The following is a 19,369-nucleotide window of genomic DNA, read 5'->3' on the forward strand; positions in this document are numbered from 1 at the left end:
TTATTTTGTTCGAGTCCCTAAGGCTATTAGTTTTTTGGCATAAAACACAGATTTATTAAACTGTAGTAACCGTAGTGGTAATTTCACTAAACGAATGGGCCATTCGATAAGTTTGGCTTTCGTAAAATAAAAAACAAAATACTTAATTTTATATTCTCTACGTTGTCGCACCGTAAAATGTTTGTGGAGTTGATACATAATTGTTGGACTTGGTTTTGGTAATATCTTCTTGATTGGCGTATCTAATTCCCAAGGCTGTTGTTTCCGTTTTTTACCTACTACTTTTGCCTGACTACCCCAAAAGCGATAGCCACCAATTGGTGGTTTTAAATGTAAATTAACTGAAAAAGGGTTGTGTAAAACGGTCACGCCAAGTTTAGTAATTGCTAACCCAAAATCACTATCCTCACCATAACCGCCATCATAATTAATATCGTTACCAATAAGCGTGTCAACTACACGTTTAGAAACACAAGAATTTGCATTACTAAAAGATTGTGCTGCTCCAACCTTCCAGCGTTCTGCATCAAAAGCTTTTAATTTAACATCTAAATCCTGCAAAGTTTGTTTCTGGTGATCCGCCCTTATATCTAGTCCGTTACAAGCCTCCGCATTGTACGTTTGCAATAATCTAATATGGTTCTCTATAAACTCTGGTTGTAATCTGACATCATCATCTCCAAAAACAATATAATCACTAGTACATAAATCTATAGCTTCATTTCGTGCGCGACAACTTCCTTTACTTGTTTGCCATTTAAAAACCACTTTAAATGAATAGTTGTTTTCGTTATATAAAGTATAATCCCTAGATACCTCTGGTGTAGCATCAACAACAATAACTTCACTAGGCTTATAGGTTTGATGTTCTAAATCGTTTAATAGGTTTAAAGTAAAATCTTGTCGCAACATTGTGGGTATAATGTAACTAACTGTTGGTTTACCTGTTATAGCATTAAGCTGTCTGGGCGCAACCACATTTTTTCTTGGATTCAATTTAAATTGCTTAGCATAATGATAAGCCCTTAACTCACTAGGTTTCCAAAACCCTTTTCTAAACAACATATAAATAGCGTGTGAGCGCTTAAAACTCTTAAAATAAAATGTGTAAACTTCTTTTTTAGATATGGTAATATCTTCCATTACATCGGGAAATAAACCTTTTATATACAGCGGTACAGCACCTTGATAACGTAACCCATTAAATGCAAAATCTAAAGCTGCTGTTTGGAGGTTACCATAATCATTATCAAAACCACCCAAAGCATTCCATGTGTCCTTTCTTATTGCAAATTGACTTGGATTTACTCTCCAACTCACTGCTTTATCTAAGTTATTAAAATCACTAGCGTACCAAAAGTAAGTTACCGTTTGATAAACTATATCTGGAAATATATTAGCAAAACCTTGATCTAAGCTACTATGCCAAATATCACCTTCACCTTTAGCCAAATCATCAAGTTGTAACACATCAGGGTTACCAACATATAAAATAACACTTCCATTAGAAGCTATATATTCTGTAAAATTCATTTAAAATTATTCTTTTATAAACTTACTGTAAAATTGAACAGATTGCTCCGCAATAAGCGTTGAACTAAATTTTGAAATTATTTTTGCTCTAGCTGCTTTAGCTAAAGTCTCTTTTAATCTGGCGTCCTTCAAAATAGCACTAATTTTGTTAGCATAAGCCTCGTGCTCCTTTGGATGGACTAAAAATCCATCTTTACCATCATCAACTATCTCTTTAGCCCAACCCACATTTGAGGCGACTATTGGTTTTTCTAATGCCATTGCTTCCAACCAAGATACTGGAAGTGCTTCCGCAAATGTCGGAAACACACAAAGTGTAGCAACCTGAATGTGGCGTCTCATATCTGCATAAGGTACTGCCCCAATATACATTACTTGTTTCAAAGCCGATTCCGTAAACAAAGGCTGCATTAATTGCCAAGTCGATTTTGATTGTGTTTTTATATCTGGACTATCTTTGCCTACTAAAACTAATTTTGCTTCAGGATATTTTTTATTTACTAGATTAAAAATATAAGGTAATTCTAGAAGCCCTTTTTTTCTTATTAATGTTCCGAAATATAATATGGTTTGATCAGTATTAGTATTTTTTTTAGGTATAAATAATTCGAGATTAATACCGTTATGAATAACCGTGAAATCACGATGTAAACCAAATAGTTTATTGGTTAATACTCCTGTAAACTGACTAACCGAAATAATTCCATCAACATTTTTTAAGCCTTTTTTCTCGTGGTATTTATTTACCGCTTTAACCTTTCTGTGATCTAAATGACAGAAATAAGTATCTGAACCATGCAGCCTAATAACAATAGGACAAGATGGTCTTATAAATGAAGTAATTCCGGTCCAATCTGTTGCCTCAACAATATCTATTTTACCTAATTTGTATAAAGTATTTATAAGTTTTTGAATTTTTTTACGAGTTAAAAGCCATGACAACCCTTTTAATTTAGGGTTCTTAATTTTATAAAATTGAATATTATCAGCTTCAAAAACAGCATCTTCTTCCTGACCATAAATAAGCAAAGACACCTCATGACCTTGTTTTTGTAAAGCAACAGCAAGATGTTTTATACTAGTACCAATACCGCCAGAATGACCGATACGCTCATGTGGATATTCTGGTGTTAAAAATGCTATTTTCACGTTATGTAATATTTATTAATTCTAAATGCTTCTCTACCATTTTGCCAATAGAAAAATGCTCCTCGATTAATGTTCTTGTATTTTCTCTAATTTCCTTTTCACCAGTAATAATGCACTGTAAAAGAGTTGTTAAAGCAATTATATCTTTAGTTTTAAAAATAAAACCGTTCTTGTTATGTATTACTACTTCCTCATTACCGCCAACTGGTGTTGTAATAACTGGAATATTAGCTGCTAAACTTTCTAAAATAGATAAGCTAAAACACTCCATGTGCGTTGGCTGAATCATATAATCATAATGTTGATATGTTGTACCTAATGTTGCACTACTTCCTTTAAAGCTAAATACGTGTTCTAGATTATAAAAAATGACTAAATCATGAAGTGCTTTTTTATAAGGTCCATCTCCAAAAATATCGATACAAAGATTGTCTTTCAAAATAGCCGGCAATGCACTTACTGCTAGAATTAAATCTTGAATCCCTTTTGAAAATCGTAAATGAGACACAACTAAAAACTTAGGATTCCTTTTTGCTCTTTCTTTCGTTTTTGGCACAATGTCTTTTATTAAAACACCATTATAAATTGTTTTTATTTTTGGTTTTAAAAAGCCTCCAAAATCATTTAAAATGGCCGCACTTGTATAGTCCGAAACTCCTATAAATTGATCTGTATATTTGGCATACAAACGCCCTTTTATTTTCTTTTTAATTCTTTTAATTAATGGGTACCCCTTTAAAGGTCTTGGATTATGATCTACCGCAATAATTTTGGTGTTTAATTTCTTTTTTACAATTTTGAAGAACGGCGTACACAATTCAACAAAATGAGTAATAACATGGGTATAATTTACAGTGTTACTATGTATATGATTAATAAAATTATTTTCTATAGATACACTCTCAGCAATAATACTATTAAACGTGCTATAATCTCCATGTGTTGCTGTATTTGGAAAAAACCAATCTACTTTTATATTTTGCTCTAAACATTTTTTATTAAAGGTCCAGAAAAAATAATCCATACCTCCAACACGATTTTCAAGTAATTTATAATTACAGATCACCGCTATGTGTTGTTTTACGACCATTCCAACAGTGTTTCAGCCATACGTTTACTAGTGCCTTTCAGCGGTACTCCAATTTGGATGTCCAAAATATTTGCTCTTTCTTTTTGGAATTCCGATGGATTTGATAAAGAATTATTTATGGCCTCAATAAAATCATCATCATTTCTTACAACTATTACTGCTTTTGACTTAACAACTTTATCAAAATGAACATAGTTTAGGTATTTTTGATCGTTATACAATCCATTTTCTTTATTACCGTAAACAGCATTAATAACAGGTTTATCAAATAACATGATATCCAATGACATAGTAGAACACATATTTATGTTAACATCTGAATATTTTAATAAGCCTTTTAGTGTTATAATGTCATCAACACTAGGAACTCTCTGAGACCATGTTTCTGTATGATTAGTCCTAGTTAATTCCCAATTAGGAAAATTCCATACGATATTATGGTATTTCTTCTTTATTTCAATAAAACGTGATTCATCTTCTGCTGGAGATGTTCTTACAACAAAATTTACGTCTATTATATTTTTATTTTCAATAAATCGTGCTATTTTCTCTATATAAAATGGATCAAGTTGACTCGTCGACACATCACCACAACTATAATAAACAGTCTTCTTACTTAAATCTAATCCTAAGCTCTTAAATAATTCTTCTTTTGAAACATCATACTTTTCCATAACATAGGGCTCAAATTGCGGTGTCCCCATAACGTGTACATTTTCTTCTATTGTATTTGGATAAAAATGCAATAATTCTTTTTTCATTAAATCACTCCAAACCATATATCCATCAAACTCACCTAACATCCGTCCTTTTGACGCCAAATTATCCCAACTAAATATAAAACTTGAAGTTTTAATATTCAACACTTTAGAAGCTGCTAATAGTGGCGCTAGATTATAAGGTCTTTGATGTGTGAAAAACAAACTGTCTGGATTTGTTTTAGTTAATGTAGTTAAATATTTTTTATAAGTCTTTTCGTTTTTAAAACTTTTAAACTGTCTTTTTTCATAAAACTTAATATTTGCTTCAGAATAAAAAACGTTAGTTATGGCGTATATAATCTTTATTAAAAAATGTCTTTTTGATTTAATCTTGGATACTTTTCCATTATTATAACTTGTTTTAATACCAAAAAAAGAAATATGTTTACGCATATGAGCCACTTCTTTCAGTTTTCTAAAAAACCAAGAAACTATGGATTCTTTGTAAATATCCAATTCATAAAAAGACACTTTTTCCAATAATTCTTTATCATAAACCTCCTCAATCAATCCAGAATAAATAATAACTTCATCATATTTATTTATTAATTCATGAATAAATTCACTCATAATAAAATTTCTATATCCAACGCCATCGGCAATTACAACCCCTATCTTTTCCATTTTATGATTTTGATTAATTTATCTAGAATAAATGTTTCTGTTTTCTCGATAGATTCAAATGTATTCCCTCCAATATGTGGAGTAATAATTACATTATCATTTAATCTAGCATAAGTAATTAATGGATGATTTTTAATGTCTGGCTCACCCCATAACACATCTGTTGCATATCCATCTATTTTTTTTTCTGTTAACAATTTTAATAGATCATTTTCATTTACTAAACCGCCACGAGCCGTATTTACAATTACAGATGTTTCTTTTAACAAATAAAGATTATTTTTATTTAATATAAAATGAGTGTTTTTATTATATGGTAGATGTATAGAAAGAACATCTACAATAGACAGAAGAGCTTCCATAGTATTTACTTTATTATATTTAACACTATATTCTGGTTGATTTGCAGTGTCATAATAAAACACCTCCATACCTAAAACAGCATAATAATCAGCCATAATTTTGCCTAACCGACCTAGACCTAACACACCTACCTTCTTTTTATACAGTTCGGTCCCTTTAAACAAATATCGATTCCAATCTCCTCCCTCCGTATGTTGAAAAGCATTTTTAGATTTTCTTATCAGTGTTAACAACAAGCTCAATGTATGTTCTGCTGTTGCTCTCACCTCTTTTAAAAACTCAAATTCTCCTTTTAAACTAATAACCTTTATATTATTTGAGGCACATGCTTCTAAATCTATATGGTCTAGCCCTGTGGCTGCACACAAAATATACTTACATCTCACTTTATTTAAAATAGTGTTTGTTAATTTGTGATTTAATCTAAACCAAAAAACATCACAATCTTGCAATGCTTTTTTTAGTTCTAAATCTGTAGCTATTTTTTGATACTCAAATGATGATATTTCACCTAAAGCTATCTCATTTTCTAAAGAAAGTGCACCTATCCCAGATATAATTGTTTTTAAAGCACTCATAACACACCTTTTTTCCATTCTTTTATTAGCACTTCAGTAATTAATAAATCACGTTCCGTATCAACATTAGCCCATTTAGATTCAGGCATAACATATGCTTTTTTACTAGGTAGTATTATTTTTTTCTCTTTAAGAAAAGTAGTTCTTTTCACTGCATAAATTGCTCCATTTCTTAAAAATACTGGCTTTAAATCTTGTCTTCTTTTACTTTCTGATTTTTCATCTAAAGAGGACATTATTTTGTTGTCGTTAACATGATACATTCTTGCAGGATGGATATCTTCTAATGCAATTACAGAAACTACACATTCCAAATTAGTATCTTCTAAAAACATCTGAATTACATTATCAATATCTTCACTTTCTCTTATCGGAGCTGTAGGTTGAAGCAGCACAATAAGGTCATATTTTGTCTTTAAAGATGTCAATACCTCAATAATAGCGTCTTCAATTTTTGAAGTATCCTTAGCATTATCTCTACTTCTTTTTAAACTTTGGCATTGGTACTTATTTGCGACTGCAATAATCTCATCACAATCCGTAGATACAAATATATCAGTCAATAATTTGGACTCCTTCGCCTTTTGTATAGTGTAAGAGATAAGTGGCTGCCCATCTACCAACCTGACATTTTTTCTAGAAACCCCTTTAGAGCCTCCCCTAGCAGGAATAATACCAAGAATACGCATATTAATAAGTTATTGTTTTATGAAAACCTAAAGACACATTAGCCAAGACCTCTGCAATCTTAGTTCCAGCATCTCCGTCACCATAAATAGATTCTGAAGTAATAGTCGTATTTGATATACGCTCTAATATTGCCTTTTTTATAGCGTCCTTATTGTAAGATACATCAATTATATTATTACCGCGCTGTCTTTTATGTTGTCGTGTTCCAATATTTACTACCGGTACTGCCAAATACGAACACTCTCTAACACCTACACTAGAGTTACCTATCAAGCATTTGCTATTTACTAATAATTTTAAAAAGTCATTAGGCTCCATATTTTTAAAAAAATGGATGTTTTTTGGCTTGCTATTTTCTCTGAATGCTCTAATCCCTCCCGAAGTTCCGTCTGAACCCGCATCAACATTTGGCCAAAACCAAAACGTTGGTATATTTAGCTCATGTACAGCATTTAAAGTAGCTTCAACATCTTTTCGCGCGGATGCATATTCTGTAGTAACCGGGTGTTGCATTACCACAATATAACCTTCTTCTTGCCAATTAACTTCAGCACCAACACCTCCATATTTTAAAATAGGATCAAAATCTAATGCTGAATTACTTTTTATTTGATTGGCCAAATCAATAGACGGACACCCTGTATTAAAAACCATATTAGGATCTTCTCCCATTTTCAATACACGTTGTTTCGCATCTTCAGAAGCTACCAAATGTAAATCTGCTAGCTTTGTGTTTGCATGACGTACTTTTTCGTCAATATTTCCTGTTACCTCACCACCTTGTATATGAATTAATGGAATATTTTGATACGATGCAGCTATACTTGTTGCAATAGTCTCAAATCTGTCAGCAATTGTAATTACTGCATCGGGTTTTAAACGGTAAAACACATTTGCCAATTCCATAACGCCTAAACCAGTTGTTTTAGCCATAGAGGTTGGATTTTCTCCCTCCAAAACCATAAATACTTTCTCAACAATTGTAAACCCATCTTTTTCTATAACCTCAACAGCGTTTCCATAACGTCCTAACAAAGCGGACCCTGCAATAACTAATTGTAGCTCTAAATTTGGATGATTTTTAATAGCTGTTAAAGCTGTTTTTATTCTACTGTAAGATGGACGTGCTGTAACTACAACACATATTTTTTTTATTGACATATTAATCCGTTAAATCTTCTTCATTTAAAAATTCCCATTGAGACATATCTCTATTTAATTTTCTGCCTATTACTTTTTCATATTCACTAGCCAATATACCAAATCCTTTAGGTTTTTTGGTCTCTAAGTCAGAAAAACTAATGGTATCTCCTGCTTTTAAATTTTTATTAATGGCTAAAGATTTTTCAAAAATGGACTTTAACTTTTCAAAATCTGAATTATCAGACTTATCTATAGGGTTTTGAAGCGCAATTGAAATATTATGAACAGCTTTTACCAAACTACTAGTCTCATCCAATGTTAAAGACGCTTTAGCATCCGGACCAAACATCTCTTTGTTAAACACCACATGAAACTCTAATATTTCGGCACCAAGAGCTGTAGCTGCTATACAAGCTTCAATAGAGGACGAATGGTCTGAAAAACCGATAGTAACATTGTATCTTTCTTTTAATTCCGAAATCACATTTAACCCAAACTGTTTTGCTGTTGTCGGGTATGCGGTTGTACACTGCAAAATAGAATAATCTACTTTTCTAGTTTTCAAAAAAGCTATTGTTTTATCTAACTCTTCTAATGAGCTCATTCCTGACGAAAGGATAACAGGTTTACCTGTTTGTGCAATTTTTTCAAGCAACACAAAATTATTAACCTCTCCTGAGCCAACCTTATAGCGCTTAACACCAACTTTTTCCAATAAATCTACAGCCGCGTTACTAAAAGGAGAACTAATAAATTCTAATCCAACTGCATCACAATGTGTTTTTATTTCTTGCCACTGCTCTAAAGTAAACTCCATGCGCTGCCAATACGCCATTCTTGTGTCATCTTGCTTAGAAAACTTAACTCTAAATGGTTCGTGAATACTACTTTCTGCCTCTGCTAAATGGGTTTGAAATTTTATGGCGTTACATCCTGTTTTAGCAACAGCATCGATATACGCATGTGCCATACCTAAACTGCCATCGTGGGCTTGTGCTATTTCTGCAATAATTAATGTCATAAATTATTTTATTTTTTTAGCAACCAAACCATAACTCATACCAATTGACTTAACGTTTTTTTTCTCAAAAAGAACCTCCATGAGGCGCTTAAGTCTGTCTTTATAATTATCATATTTCCTTTTCTGATAAACAGTATCAACAATAGCATATTCTATAATTTCAAAACCTGCAGTTTTCAAAAAATCCTTAACGATATGCTCCCAAGGTGTAAACACGTGATATTCTTTTAAATGTTTTTCTTGAAAAGCATATAATGTTCCTTTAAGGATTAAATTAATAATATTTTTACTACTTCGTGGATTAGGAGTTGTAAGTATAAGGTATCCCCCTGTTTCCATATGATTAGATATATTCTGTAAAGCAAGTAATGGATTTGGTAAATGCTCTAAAACCTCAAGCAATATAACTATTCCTGCTTTTTTATTATTTGGTGCTGGATTATTAAGATCCCATATAATTGAAAAAGGCATTTTTTTAATATAATCGAAAGGTTGCCATACACCTCCAATTTCTGTTATAGGCTTTTCCATATGACCATAACCTGCACCAATATCACTTACAATACTGTTAGAAACTTTAGGAAAATATTTATTAAGTTTTGTTATTCCAAATACAGATCTGTCCTCAAAAATTTCAATTTCATTTTTCATATTTATTTATAATTTCTAACGCTTATTTATTGTGATTTTTTAAATCTATAGTAAATGTAATTTGTTTTAAGTTTTCTGACACACCATAAAAATAATTATAATCTCTATAATTAAACACAATGTTTTCTAAAATTAAGTCATTAACTTCTTTTAGAGACAAATAGCTTTGCGATTGCTTCTTTAATAGTTTTTTAATAGTATACTTTAAAGAATTATAATAATTAGATTCTTCTATAATTATTTTAACAATTTCATCTGTAACCAAAGGTAATTCGACATTTAACAAGTGTATCACCTTTGCTTTAACATTGTCTATTACAATGGTTTGTGTTACTTTTTTTAAGGTATTAAAATCGTCTTTATAATAGTAATTACCTAAAAGTCTTTGATGATTTTTAATAACTCTTAATTCTTTATTTCTTAAAAAATGCCTTTGATTTAAGCGTTGAACATTTGTTAATCGCGGTGCAACTGTAAGTGTTTCATTATATTTTTGTGGGTACCTTTCATGCCATTGATGAAGTAAAACTTCTTCATCACAACGATTTAACCTACAATCTGAAGCTATTAATCTACTGTTTAAATCTTCGTCTTCTGAACCATAAAAATGAAAAAACTCATCTAAACCTCCAACCTCATTTAACTTTGTTTTTGTAAATAAACCAACTCCAAAAGTATCTCCATAATGTTTTGGTACTAAGGTGTCAAAACTTGATTCCTCAATATCTTTTGGGGTTACCGTTTCTGGTAAATATCCAATTTTAAATAAAGAGAACTGGTTATCAACTAATAAGTCTTTAATAGTTATTGAAAAAACAGGAGAAAAAATAACGTCCACATCTGCTATAAAAATATATTCTGTAGTTGCTTTATTAATACCATAATTAACAGCTTTACTTTTATTCCATAACAAACCTTGATGTCCAACATAATGATAGGTTACAAATTCAAATTCACTAATTAATTGTTGTATTGGATTTGAGTATAAATCTATACTTCCATAGTCTACAAATATTACTTCAAAATTAACACCTTTTTGTTCTTTTAAAGATAATAGAGAGTATTTTACGCGAGTTGCATCGCGGTTTCTAAAAGCATAAATTATTGTAAAATCTATCTTCATCTTTATTTTTCCAAATTATTAATTACTTCGTCTAAATACACGTAAGACAAATACTTATCTAAATCTGGTCTATCCAAAAACTGTTCAGCTTTTTTGTTTTTCCAATTATAATATAATTCTTCAATATGATTTGCAATAACATATTGTTTATCAATTTCTGCTGCGTATTTATAATCAGAACCTAATAACCTCAGAGTTTCGCTTTTTCCAGGTCCTAAATATAGAATAGGTTTGTTAGCTTTTACACAATGTGGAAATTTGCCCGGCAGAAATGGGCTAATATCGGATTTGGCTTCTAAAATAATATTAACCGATACGTTCTGTTGCAATTTATAAACCTCATCAAAAGGCACGTATCCATCACTAACATATAACGCATCAATACTTTGCATATAATCACTCAATATTTCTTCAAAATAACTAGCGTTTCCTAACATTAATAATTGCACATCTGCTTTAGCATTCGGATTCTTTTCAAGGAATAATTTAAATCCCTCGATTAAGCCTACTGGATTACGAGGCATCATTAAATTACCTGAGTGTAAAAGTGTGAATTTATTTTCAGAAAAATATTTAGGAAACTTATTTTTTGTAGATATATAATTTATATATTGGTGTGGGATAACTACTCCCGTATTTAAAAAATTAGGAAAAAACTGGCCCATCCATTCTTTTAATAACAAACTTGGAAACCCCGAATATTTAGCACTTTCAGAAACTTTTCTAAAAAAATCCTCTTTTTGTTTATATCCTGCCTCAACCCATTCATAAGGCTTAGGGTAATAATGAAATGGATAAGGATCATGAACATAAGCCATCCATTTACTATGCAGTTTTGGTAAATTTAGCATCGCACGATGCGGTCTAAAGCTAGCTCCCTGACTAAGTGTAATTATTAAATCATGATTATTATAGTATCTATTTATAAACTTTTTAATACTATTAGCATCATTAATAAACGTATATGAATGTCCAAAAATATTTTCTAATTTTTTAGAGACATTTATTTTTGTTACTCTTTGAAAAACACGTTGAGTTCTACTTAATATATAATTTTTACTTAATTTAATCTCTCTTATAGCTATGCATTTAACTAAAGGAATTTCAATTTTGTTTCGCGTATAATGAAGTACGGTTACTTCGTGTTTACATTTGACTAAAGCATTTATTAATCCAACATTAACCTTTGCTCCACTGGTTGTATTAACATCTATAGATTCTGCAATTATTAAAATTTTCTTTTTAAATACCATTAAACTTTTGTTTTTACATTTTCTTTAATCTTTCCTTAAACTGCCAAAAAGGAAACAAATAATACTTAATCATCATAAAAACCAATTTTTTAGAAGATATATTAATTATAGAAACTATTTTTATAAAATAATTTGCATCTCTAAATCCTATTGATGTATTTAGTAAGAAGATCTTTATATTATTAGATAGTAATCGTTTTGCCTCTAAATTATTAATTACCAAATAAATAGCTTCTTTTTTCGACTCTATTCTTTTAGGATTATTATTCCAAAATTCACCTGTATTAGAATTGACATGCTTTCTATTATAATATAAAACATTGTTAATAATAATACCATTAAAACCTAAGCTAATAATTTTTAAATAACACTCCCATTCTTCTGCATACTGTAAGTCCTCGTTAAAACGAATAGTTTTGAAACATTCTTTTTTCCACAAAACCGTGCAGGAAGCTAAACCTATTTCACCTGTAACTACATCTTCAATATTAGTTACACTTATATTAAATTTAACCTCAACTTCTAAATCTATAACCTTTGGTATTTCTGATACAAAAGACTGCTTTTGATAATGACAAAAATCTATGTCATTATTAATAATAACCTGATGAGCTATTTCAATATTTTTAGGATGAACCAAATCATCATCATCAAAAAAAATAATAAAATCCCCTTTAGCTATATCTAATCCGTAATTACGACTACCACACAATCCTTTTTTGTACTTATTTGCTCTCTTATAATATTTAAATCGGCTATCCTCTTTAAGTAAATTAGAAATAACTGTTTCAGTATTATCTGTTCCTCCATCATCTATAATAATACATTCCCAAGACTCAAAGGTTTGTTTACTTATAGTATTAAGCATCTCTAAAATAAAATGTGCTCTATTGTAAGTTGCTATTATGATAGTGACTGTTGGCTGCATGATATTAAAAAAATGATTTAAAAAATCTCAAAGGTCTTAATATAGCTTTACCTAGCTTAAAATCTATTTTATTTTGTTGTTTTATCTTGCTCTTCTCCTCTAATTCTATTTTCATGTAAACCTCATCTATATATGTTTCTATATGCTCTACAATAACATCTTTATTTTTCAACTGAATAAACTTCGTTAAATCATATTTTACTTTATTAGCTTTAGTTGTTGTAGATTTTACTCGCCTTCTATAGTTAAATAAGCGTTCTTCTATGACATAAGTTTCGCCTCCTTTTTTTAGGAGTCTAAGATAAAAATCCCAATCCTCAAAACCACTTCGCATAGACTCATCGTAGCCTTTAGACGTGTTCCAATCTACTTTTCTAAACATAAGAGAGCCTAACGCACTATTAGTAGTTAAGAAATTTGCAACACTTCCTCCTCTTGGTTTAAAAAAAGAAATACTACCATCAATTTTTAATATATTAACAAAACAAGTCAATAATTTAATGTCCTTATTACTAATTATTATATTAATTGCTATTTCGCAAAACGTTGGCTCAAAATAATCATCACTATCTAATACAACAATAAATTCTCCTTTAGACTTATTAATTCCAACATTTCTGGCTGCACTTTGTCCTTTATTTTCTTGCGTTATTAATATTGTAATTTTAGGTTCTATTGATTTTAATATTGATTTTGTCTCTTTATTAGACCCATCATCTACAACAATAACTTCTATATTGGAGTAAGTTTGATTCAATGCAGAGTCGACTGCTTGTTCTATATATTCGGAATCATTATAACAAGGTATTACAAATGATATTAAAGGTTTGTTATCTAATATCATTTTTTTATAAATTTAAAAATATCCATTGTTTGATAAGCGGCTCCTCTCCAAAAACCATTCCCTATACTTTTTCTCAAAAACTCCAAGTATAACTTTGTTGACTCTAGATAAAAAGTATTCTCTATTTTATTTTTTATAATTCTTAAAACAGACTGCCTGTATTTTATGTAAAAAATTTCTGATTCTTTTTTATTCTTTTTTCTAGAATGATATCTAAATAATTGATAAAAAACCACTTCCCGTTGGTAATCTTTCTTTATTTCAGTAAGCGTGCCACTAATATTATTATGATGTAATCTATATCCTGAAGGCAAAATATCAATCATAAATTTTGCTTCCCCAAATGCACCCAATAAACTAATTAAAAATACATCCCAATTAGTTACTCTGTAAGCTTCGTAAGGTATTTCTGTTATAACATTCCTAAAACACATCGTTACAGGCATTAAAAAAGCACCACAGATTAATTCTTGACTATTATAATCTCTTTTAGCTACATCTAAAATATATTGTTGTTTAATTTTTTGGCTATTTTCATCAAATAAAGTGACGTCATGGAAACTAATAACAAAATTTTTATTACTATTTAAAAAATTTATTTGTTTTTGAAGTTTAAATCTATCACTCCAAAAATCATCACTATCACAAAGTGCAATATATTCCCCTTTACAAAGTTTTAAAGATTCAAAAAAATTAGTAGTCATACCTAAGTTTTTTTCTCTTTCAATTAAATTTATAATATTTCCTTTAGGATGATTTTTGATAATACTTTTTATAATGCTCTTTGATTTATCAGTAGAACAATCATCCGAAATTAATAATTCAAAAGTAAAGTCACATTCTTGCACTAAGACACTTTCAATAGCTTCTTTAATAAAATTTTCTTGATTATAGTTAATCATGCAGACCGTAACTCTCATTAAATTACTTAAATTTTGTTTCTAACAAATTATTATAAATGTGTGATATTCTATTTTTGAAAGGTTTTTCTCCAAACCTACTTAATAATTCTGCGGAAATTTTGTTCCTATCAATTTCTATTTCTCTATTAATTAACTTCATAATATAATTGGCCATAGATTGATAATCCTTTATTTTAACTATTAATCCGTTACTACTATCAATAACTTCATCAACTCCTCCGCAATTTGTTGAGCAAACGGGCACTCCACATGCTAATGCTTCTAACACAGAAACAGGCATACCTTCACTTAAACTACTAAATAAAAAAAGATTCGATTGCTTTAATCTGTTTGCAACTTCTTCTCTACTTAATGAAGGTTCTAATTCAATATCTATATTTTTTAAATTATAACTTATAATTAAATTTTCTACTTCCTTTTTTTTATCCAATCCCCATCCAGAAAAACCGATCCAATTAAATGTAATGGGCTTTAATATTTTCTGATCCACTATACTCAAAGCTTTTAAAATAAAATTTTGATTTTTTATTGGATGATATGCACCAACGGTAATTAACTTAAAAACCTCATTTATATTTACACTTCCTTCTCTGTTAAAAAACTTTGAATTAACTAAATTACCAACATTCTTGTAATTATAAAAAAAACCATTAGCAATAAATTGTCTAGATTTATCATCACTAACAACTAAAATATCTTTACTACTCTCTAGAACTTCACTAATTAATTGTTGTTGCTCTATACTTTTATGTCTTAAACTAAATTGATTATGCTCTGTAACTAAATAGGGTATTTTAAATTTATTATATAGAAACAAGGCTTCAATACCAGCATTAAAGACACATTGCGCATGAATTAAGTCTATATTATTATAATACTCATCAAACGAACGTATTACATAATCATCATAAATTTCTAGGTTTTTAGATTTTGAAAGTTTTTCGACATATGGATATTGAAAAGTAACTAATTCTATATTATTAGGTGTAAATTCTTTTTTATAAGTTATGTCACTTTTTCCAAAATAATATTTTTTTCTTCCAATTACATTCCTTTTGAATACACATAATTTTACATTATAATCATCGACTAATAAGCCTGCTTGTTCCCAAAAAAAAGTACCGATACCTTTTTCTATATCTATTGACCAACAGATGATTAAAATGTTTTTTTTTAACTTCATAATTTCAGTAAAACTCTAATTTATTTATAGAATATTATTCTAGGTTTTTTGGATAATTAAATAACTATTTTATAATAATTCTAAATATTCATAGAACTATTATGTAATAAAAAATAACCATGTTGGTTAGCTCTAGGCACATATCCAGTTCCGTAAAAATCAGTTTCAATCACTTCAAATTTCACTTCATTCTCTAAAGAATCAAAACCAGCAGTTCCAATTTCTCCTCCCCATAATGATATAGAATATTCCATAGCTCTTAAATTAAAATTTGGAATTTCAAACCTTACAACAGAAAAATCACCAACAGCATAGAGTTTGTTTTTTGTAAATTCATTACTAACATTCATTACAGGTATGTTTCTTGAATCTGTAAAGTCCATAGCTACATAAATTTCTCTTTTTGTTTTTATATTATTTTTCAACTCTACATCTATATAAACTTTACTTCCTGAATAAATTTTATCAGTATTTGAATAAATTTTGCCTTTATACTCGCTAGTAAAAGAAACACTTTTAAATAAAGATGTTTTATCTCCTTTGCGGTTTTTAATAGTCAGTAAACTATTATTATCTACAATTTTATTACGTTTTAAATACAAATCTATACCTTCAACTACCTTACCTTGAAAAATAGTCTTACCATTTTCCAACACTAATAATTCAGTACATAAATTTTGTATTGCTGCCATATCATGACTAACAAATAAAACCGTCCGACCTTCTCCTCTTGAGATATCCTGCATTTTACCAATAGCTTTTTTCTGAAACTCAGCATCTCCGACTGCCAAAACCTCATCTATCACCAAAATTTCTGGTTCTAAAAAGGCTGCTACAGCAAATGCTAAACGCACGGTCATCCCAGAACTATAACGTTTTACAGGTGTATCTATATACCGTTGACACCCCGAAAAATCAATGATCTCATCTATTTTAGCTGTAATTTCCTTTTTGGTCATTCCTAAAATAGCACCATTAAGGAAAATATTTTCTCGTCCAGTCATCTCGCCATGAAACCCTGTACCAACTTCAAGTAACGACGCTATACGTCCTCTTGTTTTTATTTCTCCCGTAGTTGGACCTGTTACTTTAGATAGTATTTTTAAAAGCGTTGACTTTCCTGCTCCATTTTTACCTATAATACCTAAAACTTCACCACGTTTAACTTCAAAATTAATATCCTTAAGCGCCCATACATATTCACTAGAACCTTTAGTGCTACGATCATTACTTTCGCCTACTTTTAAATACGGATCTTCTTTACCTCTAATACGATTCCACCAACGATTTAAATCATGACTTATAGTACCTGTTCCAACAAGCCCTAAACGGTATTGCTTAGAGATGTTTTGGGCCTTTAAAATTATATCTTGACTATCTACCATGTTCTACTCTTAAAAAAATCAACAATCTTTCTTGAAGCATCACCTTCTCCATATGGATTTATGCTTTTATTAGCTTTAGACTTAGACAAAAGCTCATTTGTTTTCTCAACTATTAAAACCTCATTGGTCCCTACTAAAAAAGAACAACCTGCTGTAACACCTTCTTGACGTTCTGTAACGGTTCTTGTCACTAAAACTGGTACTCCAAAAGTTGGCGCTTCTTCTTGCACGCCTCCAGAATCTGAAATAATAAGGTGAGATTTCTTCATAATCCAAATAAACGTTGGATAATCTAAAGGCGCTATTAAATGCACATTTGGTAAATTAGAAAGCCGTTTATAAACCACTTCTTGAACGTTTGGATTGAGATGCACAGGAAAAATAAGTTCCACATCATTTTCTTTTGCTATTCTGACTAAAGCATTACAAATAGACTCAAAACCTTCACCAAAATTTTCTCTTCTATGTCCTGTAACAAGGATTATTTTTTTATTAAAATTTACTTTTTCTTTTAAATTTTGAATAACAGTATTATTAAAACCTTGATCTAAAATAGCACTTGTGGTTTTCAAGGCATCTATAACAGTATTTCCAGTAACTAAAATATTATTTGATGCTACTCCCTCCTTTTTAAGATTCAAACTTGCAGTTTCTCCTGGAGCAAAATGAAAATCTGCCAACCTACCTGTTAGTTGTCTATTCATTTCTTCTGGAAATGGAGATTGCTTATTATAAGTTCTTAATCCTGCTTCTACATGTGCAACTTTAATTTTTCGATTAAATGCTGCTAAAGCAATAACACTAGAGGTTGTAGTGTCGCCATGTACTAAAACAAGATCTATTTTGTTTTCTGTAAATATTTTATCAATACCTTCTAGAATTCTTGAACTTAATTTATTTAGCGTTTGATTAGGCGTCATTAAATCTAAATCAAAATCTGGTTTCATTTTAAAAAAATCTAATACCTGATCTAAAAGACCTCTGTGCTGTGCAGTTACACAAAGCTTAGTATTATAATCTGACTTCAAAAACTGAAAATATACTGGAGCCATTTTTATAGCTTCAGGTCTAGTTCCTATACAAATTAAAACATTTTTATTCTCGTTCATATTTTTAAAATGGTTAGTCTAAACCGTATCTATAAAAGTCTTTTCTGTTTTATTAAAAATAATCAGGCCTATCAAGAAAATTACCACACTGATAACACCTGCATATATAAAATTAGCCCAAGAAAATTGTCCAATTCCTAAAGTCATATACCTAAATAATTCTATAATTGTGGTCATTGGATTATACTCTACAAGCCAAGCATATTCGGGAACACGCGCTTTAAAATAAGACAATGGATACATTACTGCTGATCCGTACATTAATAATTGCACTCCAAAGCTTACTAAAAACGTTAAATCGCGATATTTTGTAGTTAATGATGATAGCAACATTCCAAATCCCAATCCAAATAATCCCATAAAAAGAACTAAACAAGGTAATAATACCATTGCTAATTGTGGTCTGACTAATACGACTTGATCCGTAAAAAAGACATAGTAGATGTAAAATAGTACAAATACCAGTAATTGAATTCCGAATTTTAATAGGTTTGAAAACACAACTGATAAAGGCGTAATAACTCTAGGGAAATATACTTTACCAAAAATGCCTTGATTAGCTTTAAACGTATTACTTGTACCAGTTAAACAAGTACTAAAATAGTTCCAAGAAGTAATACCTGCTAGATTAAACAAAAATGGAGGCACGCCATTACCTGTAGGAATTGAAGCTAAATTATTAAAGATTAGCGTAAATATTACAGAGGTAAATAAGGGTTGGATAAAAAACCATAAAGGGCCTAATATGGTTTGCTTGTAAACCGTAATAATATCACGCTTTACAAATAGAAATAACAAGTCGCGATAGCGCCAAATTTCTTTAAAATTAAGATCTATCAGCTTCCTTTTAGGAGAAATGGTATACAACCAGTCTTGAGGGTCTACTTTGGTGTCCAAATAATCTAGTGTTAATTTCTGTTAAAATACAAATAAACGATTTTTTTGGTATTTTGTCGCATAAAAGAAGCGTTTTGTGGATAAAAATAATTTTAAGACGCTCTCAGCTTAGTTCCATCTT

Annotated in this window: 18 protein-coding genes; all 18 read right to left on the minus strand. The window is 30.0% G+C overall.

The features are described from left to right. Positions 1 to 1,533, minus strand: coding sequence for a glycosyltransferase family 2 protein (locus tag ACZ2G2_RS00940; protein ID WP_101202957.1), 1,533 nt, complete (start codon positions 1,531 to 1,533; stop codon positions 1 to 3). 6 nt (positions 1,534 to 1,539) lie between these two features. Then, on the minus strand, positions 1,540 to 2,682 hold the full coding sequence (locus ACZ2G2_RS00945) for a glycosyltransferase family 4 protein (RefSeq protein WP_470393481.1): 1,143 nt from the start codon (positions 2,680 to 2,682) through the stop codon (positions 1,540 to 1,542). 1 nt (position 2,683) lies between these two features. Then, positions 2,684 to 3,772: a glycosyltransferase family 4 protein gene (locus ACZ2G2_RS00950; RefSeq protein ID WP_470393483.1), complete on the minus strand. Its 1,089-nt coding sequence runs from the start codon at positions 3,770 to 3,772 to the stop codon at positions 2,684 to 2,686. Beyond that, on the minus strand, positions 3,763 to 5,157 hold the full coding sequence (locus ACZ2G2_RS00955; protein ID WP_470393485.1) for a hypothetical protein: 1,395 nt from the start codon (positions 5,155 to 5,157) through the stop codon (positions 3,763 to 3,765). The genes ACZ2G2_RS00950 and ACZ2G2_RS00955 overlap by 10 nt, the downstream gene beginning before the upstream one ends. Continuing rightward, positions 5,145 to 6,098, minus strand: coding sequence for an NAD(P)-dependent oxidoreductase (locus ACZ2G2_RS00960; protein WP_470393487.1), 954 nt, complete (start codon positions 6,096 to 6,098; stop codon positions 5,145 to 5,147). The genes ACZ2G2_RS00955 and ACZ2G2_RS00960 overlap by 13 nt, the downstream gene beginning before the upstream one ends. Further along, positions 6,095 to 6,787, minus strand: a complete 693-nt coding sequence (locus ACZ2G2_RS00965; protein WP_470393488.1) for an acylneuraminate cytidylyltransferase family protein — start codon at positions 6,785 to 6,787, stop codon at positions 6,095 to 6,097. Before ACZ2G2_RS00965 ends, ACZ2G2_RS00960 begins: the two co-directional genes overlap by 4 nt. A gap of 1 nt (position 6,788) precedes the next feature. Beyond that, complete coding sequence (gene neuC, locus ACZ2G2_RS00970; RefSeq protein ID WP_470393490.1) at positions 6,789 to 7,949, minus strand: UDP-N-acetylglucosamine 2-epimerase; 1,161 nt, start codon at positions 7,947 to 7,949, stop codon at positions 6,789 to 6,791. A 1-nt stretch (position 7,950) separates the two neighbouring features. Then, on the minus strand, positions 7,951 to 8,952 hold the full coding sequence (locus tag ACZ2G2_RS00975; protein WP_470393492.1) for an N-acetylneuraminate synthase family protein: 1,002 nt from the start codon (positions 8,950 to 8,952) through the stop codon (positions 7,951 to 7,953). A 3-nt stretch (positions 8,953 to 8,955) separates the two neighbouring features. Continuing rightward, positions 8,956 to 9,603, minus strand: coding sequence for a class I SAM-dependent methyltransferase (locus ACZ2G2_RS00980; RefSeq protein WP_470393494.1), 648 nt, complete (start codon positions 9,601 to 9,603; stop codon positions 8,956 to 8,958). 22 nt (positions 9,604 to 9,625) lie between these two features. Further along, the gene (locus tag ACZ2G2_RS00985; protein ID WP_470393496.1) at positions 9,626 to 10,726 is read right to left on the minus strand and encodes a glycosyltransferase family 2 protein; all 1,101 of its coding nucleotides are present in this window, start codon (positions 10,724 to 10,726) and stop codon (positions 9,626 to 9,628) included. 2 nt (positions 10,727 to 10,728) lie between these two features. Beyond that, on the minus strand, positions 10,729 to 11,979 hold the full coding sequence (locus ACZ2G2_RS00990; protein WP_470393498.1) for a glycosyltransferase family protein: 1,251 nt from the start codon (positions 11,977 to 11,979) through the stop codon (positions 10,729 to 10,731). Between the two features lie 13 nt (positions 11,980 to 11,992). Further along, a complete protein-coding gene (locus tag ACZ2G2_RS00995) occupies positions 11,993 to 12,907 on the minus strand; it encodes a glycosyltransferase family 2 protein (protein WP_470393499.1) in 915 nt (304 codons plus the stop codon). A 4-nt stretch (positions 12,908 to 12,911) separates the two neighbouring features. Then, positions 12,912 to 13,751 (minus strand): glycosyltransferase family 2 protein, encoded by an 840-nt coding sequence (locus tag ACZ2G2_RS01000; RefSeq protein ID WP_470393501.1) that lies wholly within the window; start codon positions 13,749 to 13,751, stop codon positions 12,912 to 12,914. Then, positions 13,748 to 14,671 (minus strand): glycosyltransferase, encoded by a 924-nt coding sequence (locus ACZ2G2_RS01005; protein WP_470393503.1) that lies wholly within the window; start codon positions 14,669 to 14,671, stop codon positions 13,748 to 13,750. Before ACZ2G2_RS01005 ends, ACZ2G2_RS01000 begins: the two co-directional genes overlap by 4 nt. Positions 14,672 to 14,675: 4 nt before the next feature. Continuing rightward, a complete protein-coding gene (locus ACZ2G2_RS01010; RefSeq protein WP_470393505.1) occupies positions 14,676 to 15,857 on the minus strand; it encodes a glycosyltransferase in 1,182 nt (393 codons plus the stop codon). Positions 15,858 to 15,937: 80 nt separating this feature from the next. Continuing rightward, positions 15,938 to 17,242: an ABC transporter ATP-binding protein gene (locus ACZ2G2_RS01015; RefSeq protein ID WP_470393507.1), complete on the minus strand. Its 1,305-nt coding sequence runs from the start codon at positions 17,240 to 17,242 to the stop codon at positions 15,938 to 15,940. Then, on the minus strand, positions 17,236 to 18,351 hold the full coding sequence (wecB, locus tag ACZ2G2_RS01020; RefSeq protein WP_470393509.1) for a non-hydrolyzing UDP-N-acetylglucosamine 2-epimerase: 1,116 nt from the start codon (positions 18,349 to 18,351) through the stop codon (positions 17,236 to 17,238). The genes ACZ2G2_RS01015 and wecB overlap by 7 nt, the downstream gene beginning before the upstream one ends. 18 nt (positions 18,352 to 18,369) lie before the next feature. Continuing rightward, positions 18,370 to 19,248 (minus strand): ABC transporter permease, encoded by an 879-nt coding sequence (locus ACZ2G2_RS01025; RefSeq protein ID WP_470393510.1) that lies wholly within the window; start codon positions 19,246 to 19,248, stop codon positions 18,370 to 18,372. Positions 19,249 to 19,369 lie beyond the last annotated feature (121 nt).

It is taken from the genome of Olleya sp. KKT75 (assembly GCF_055635485.1).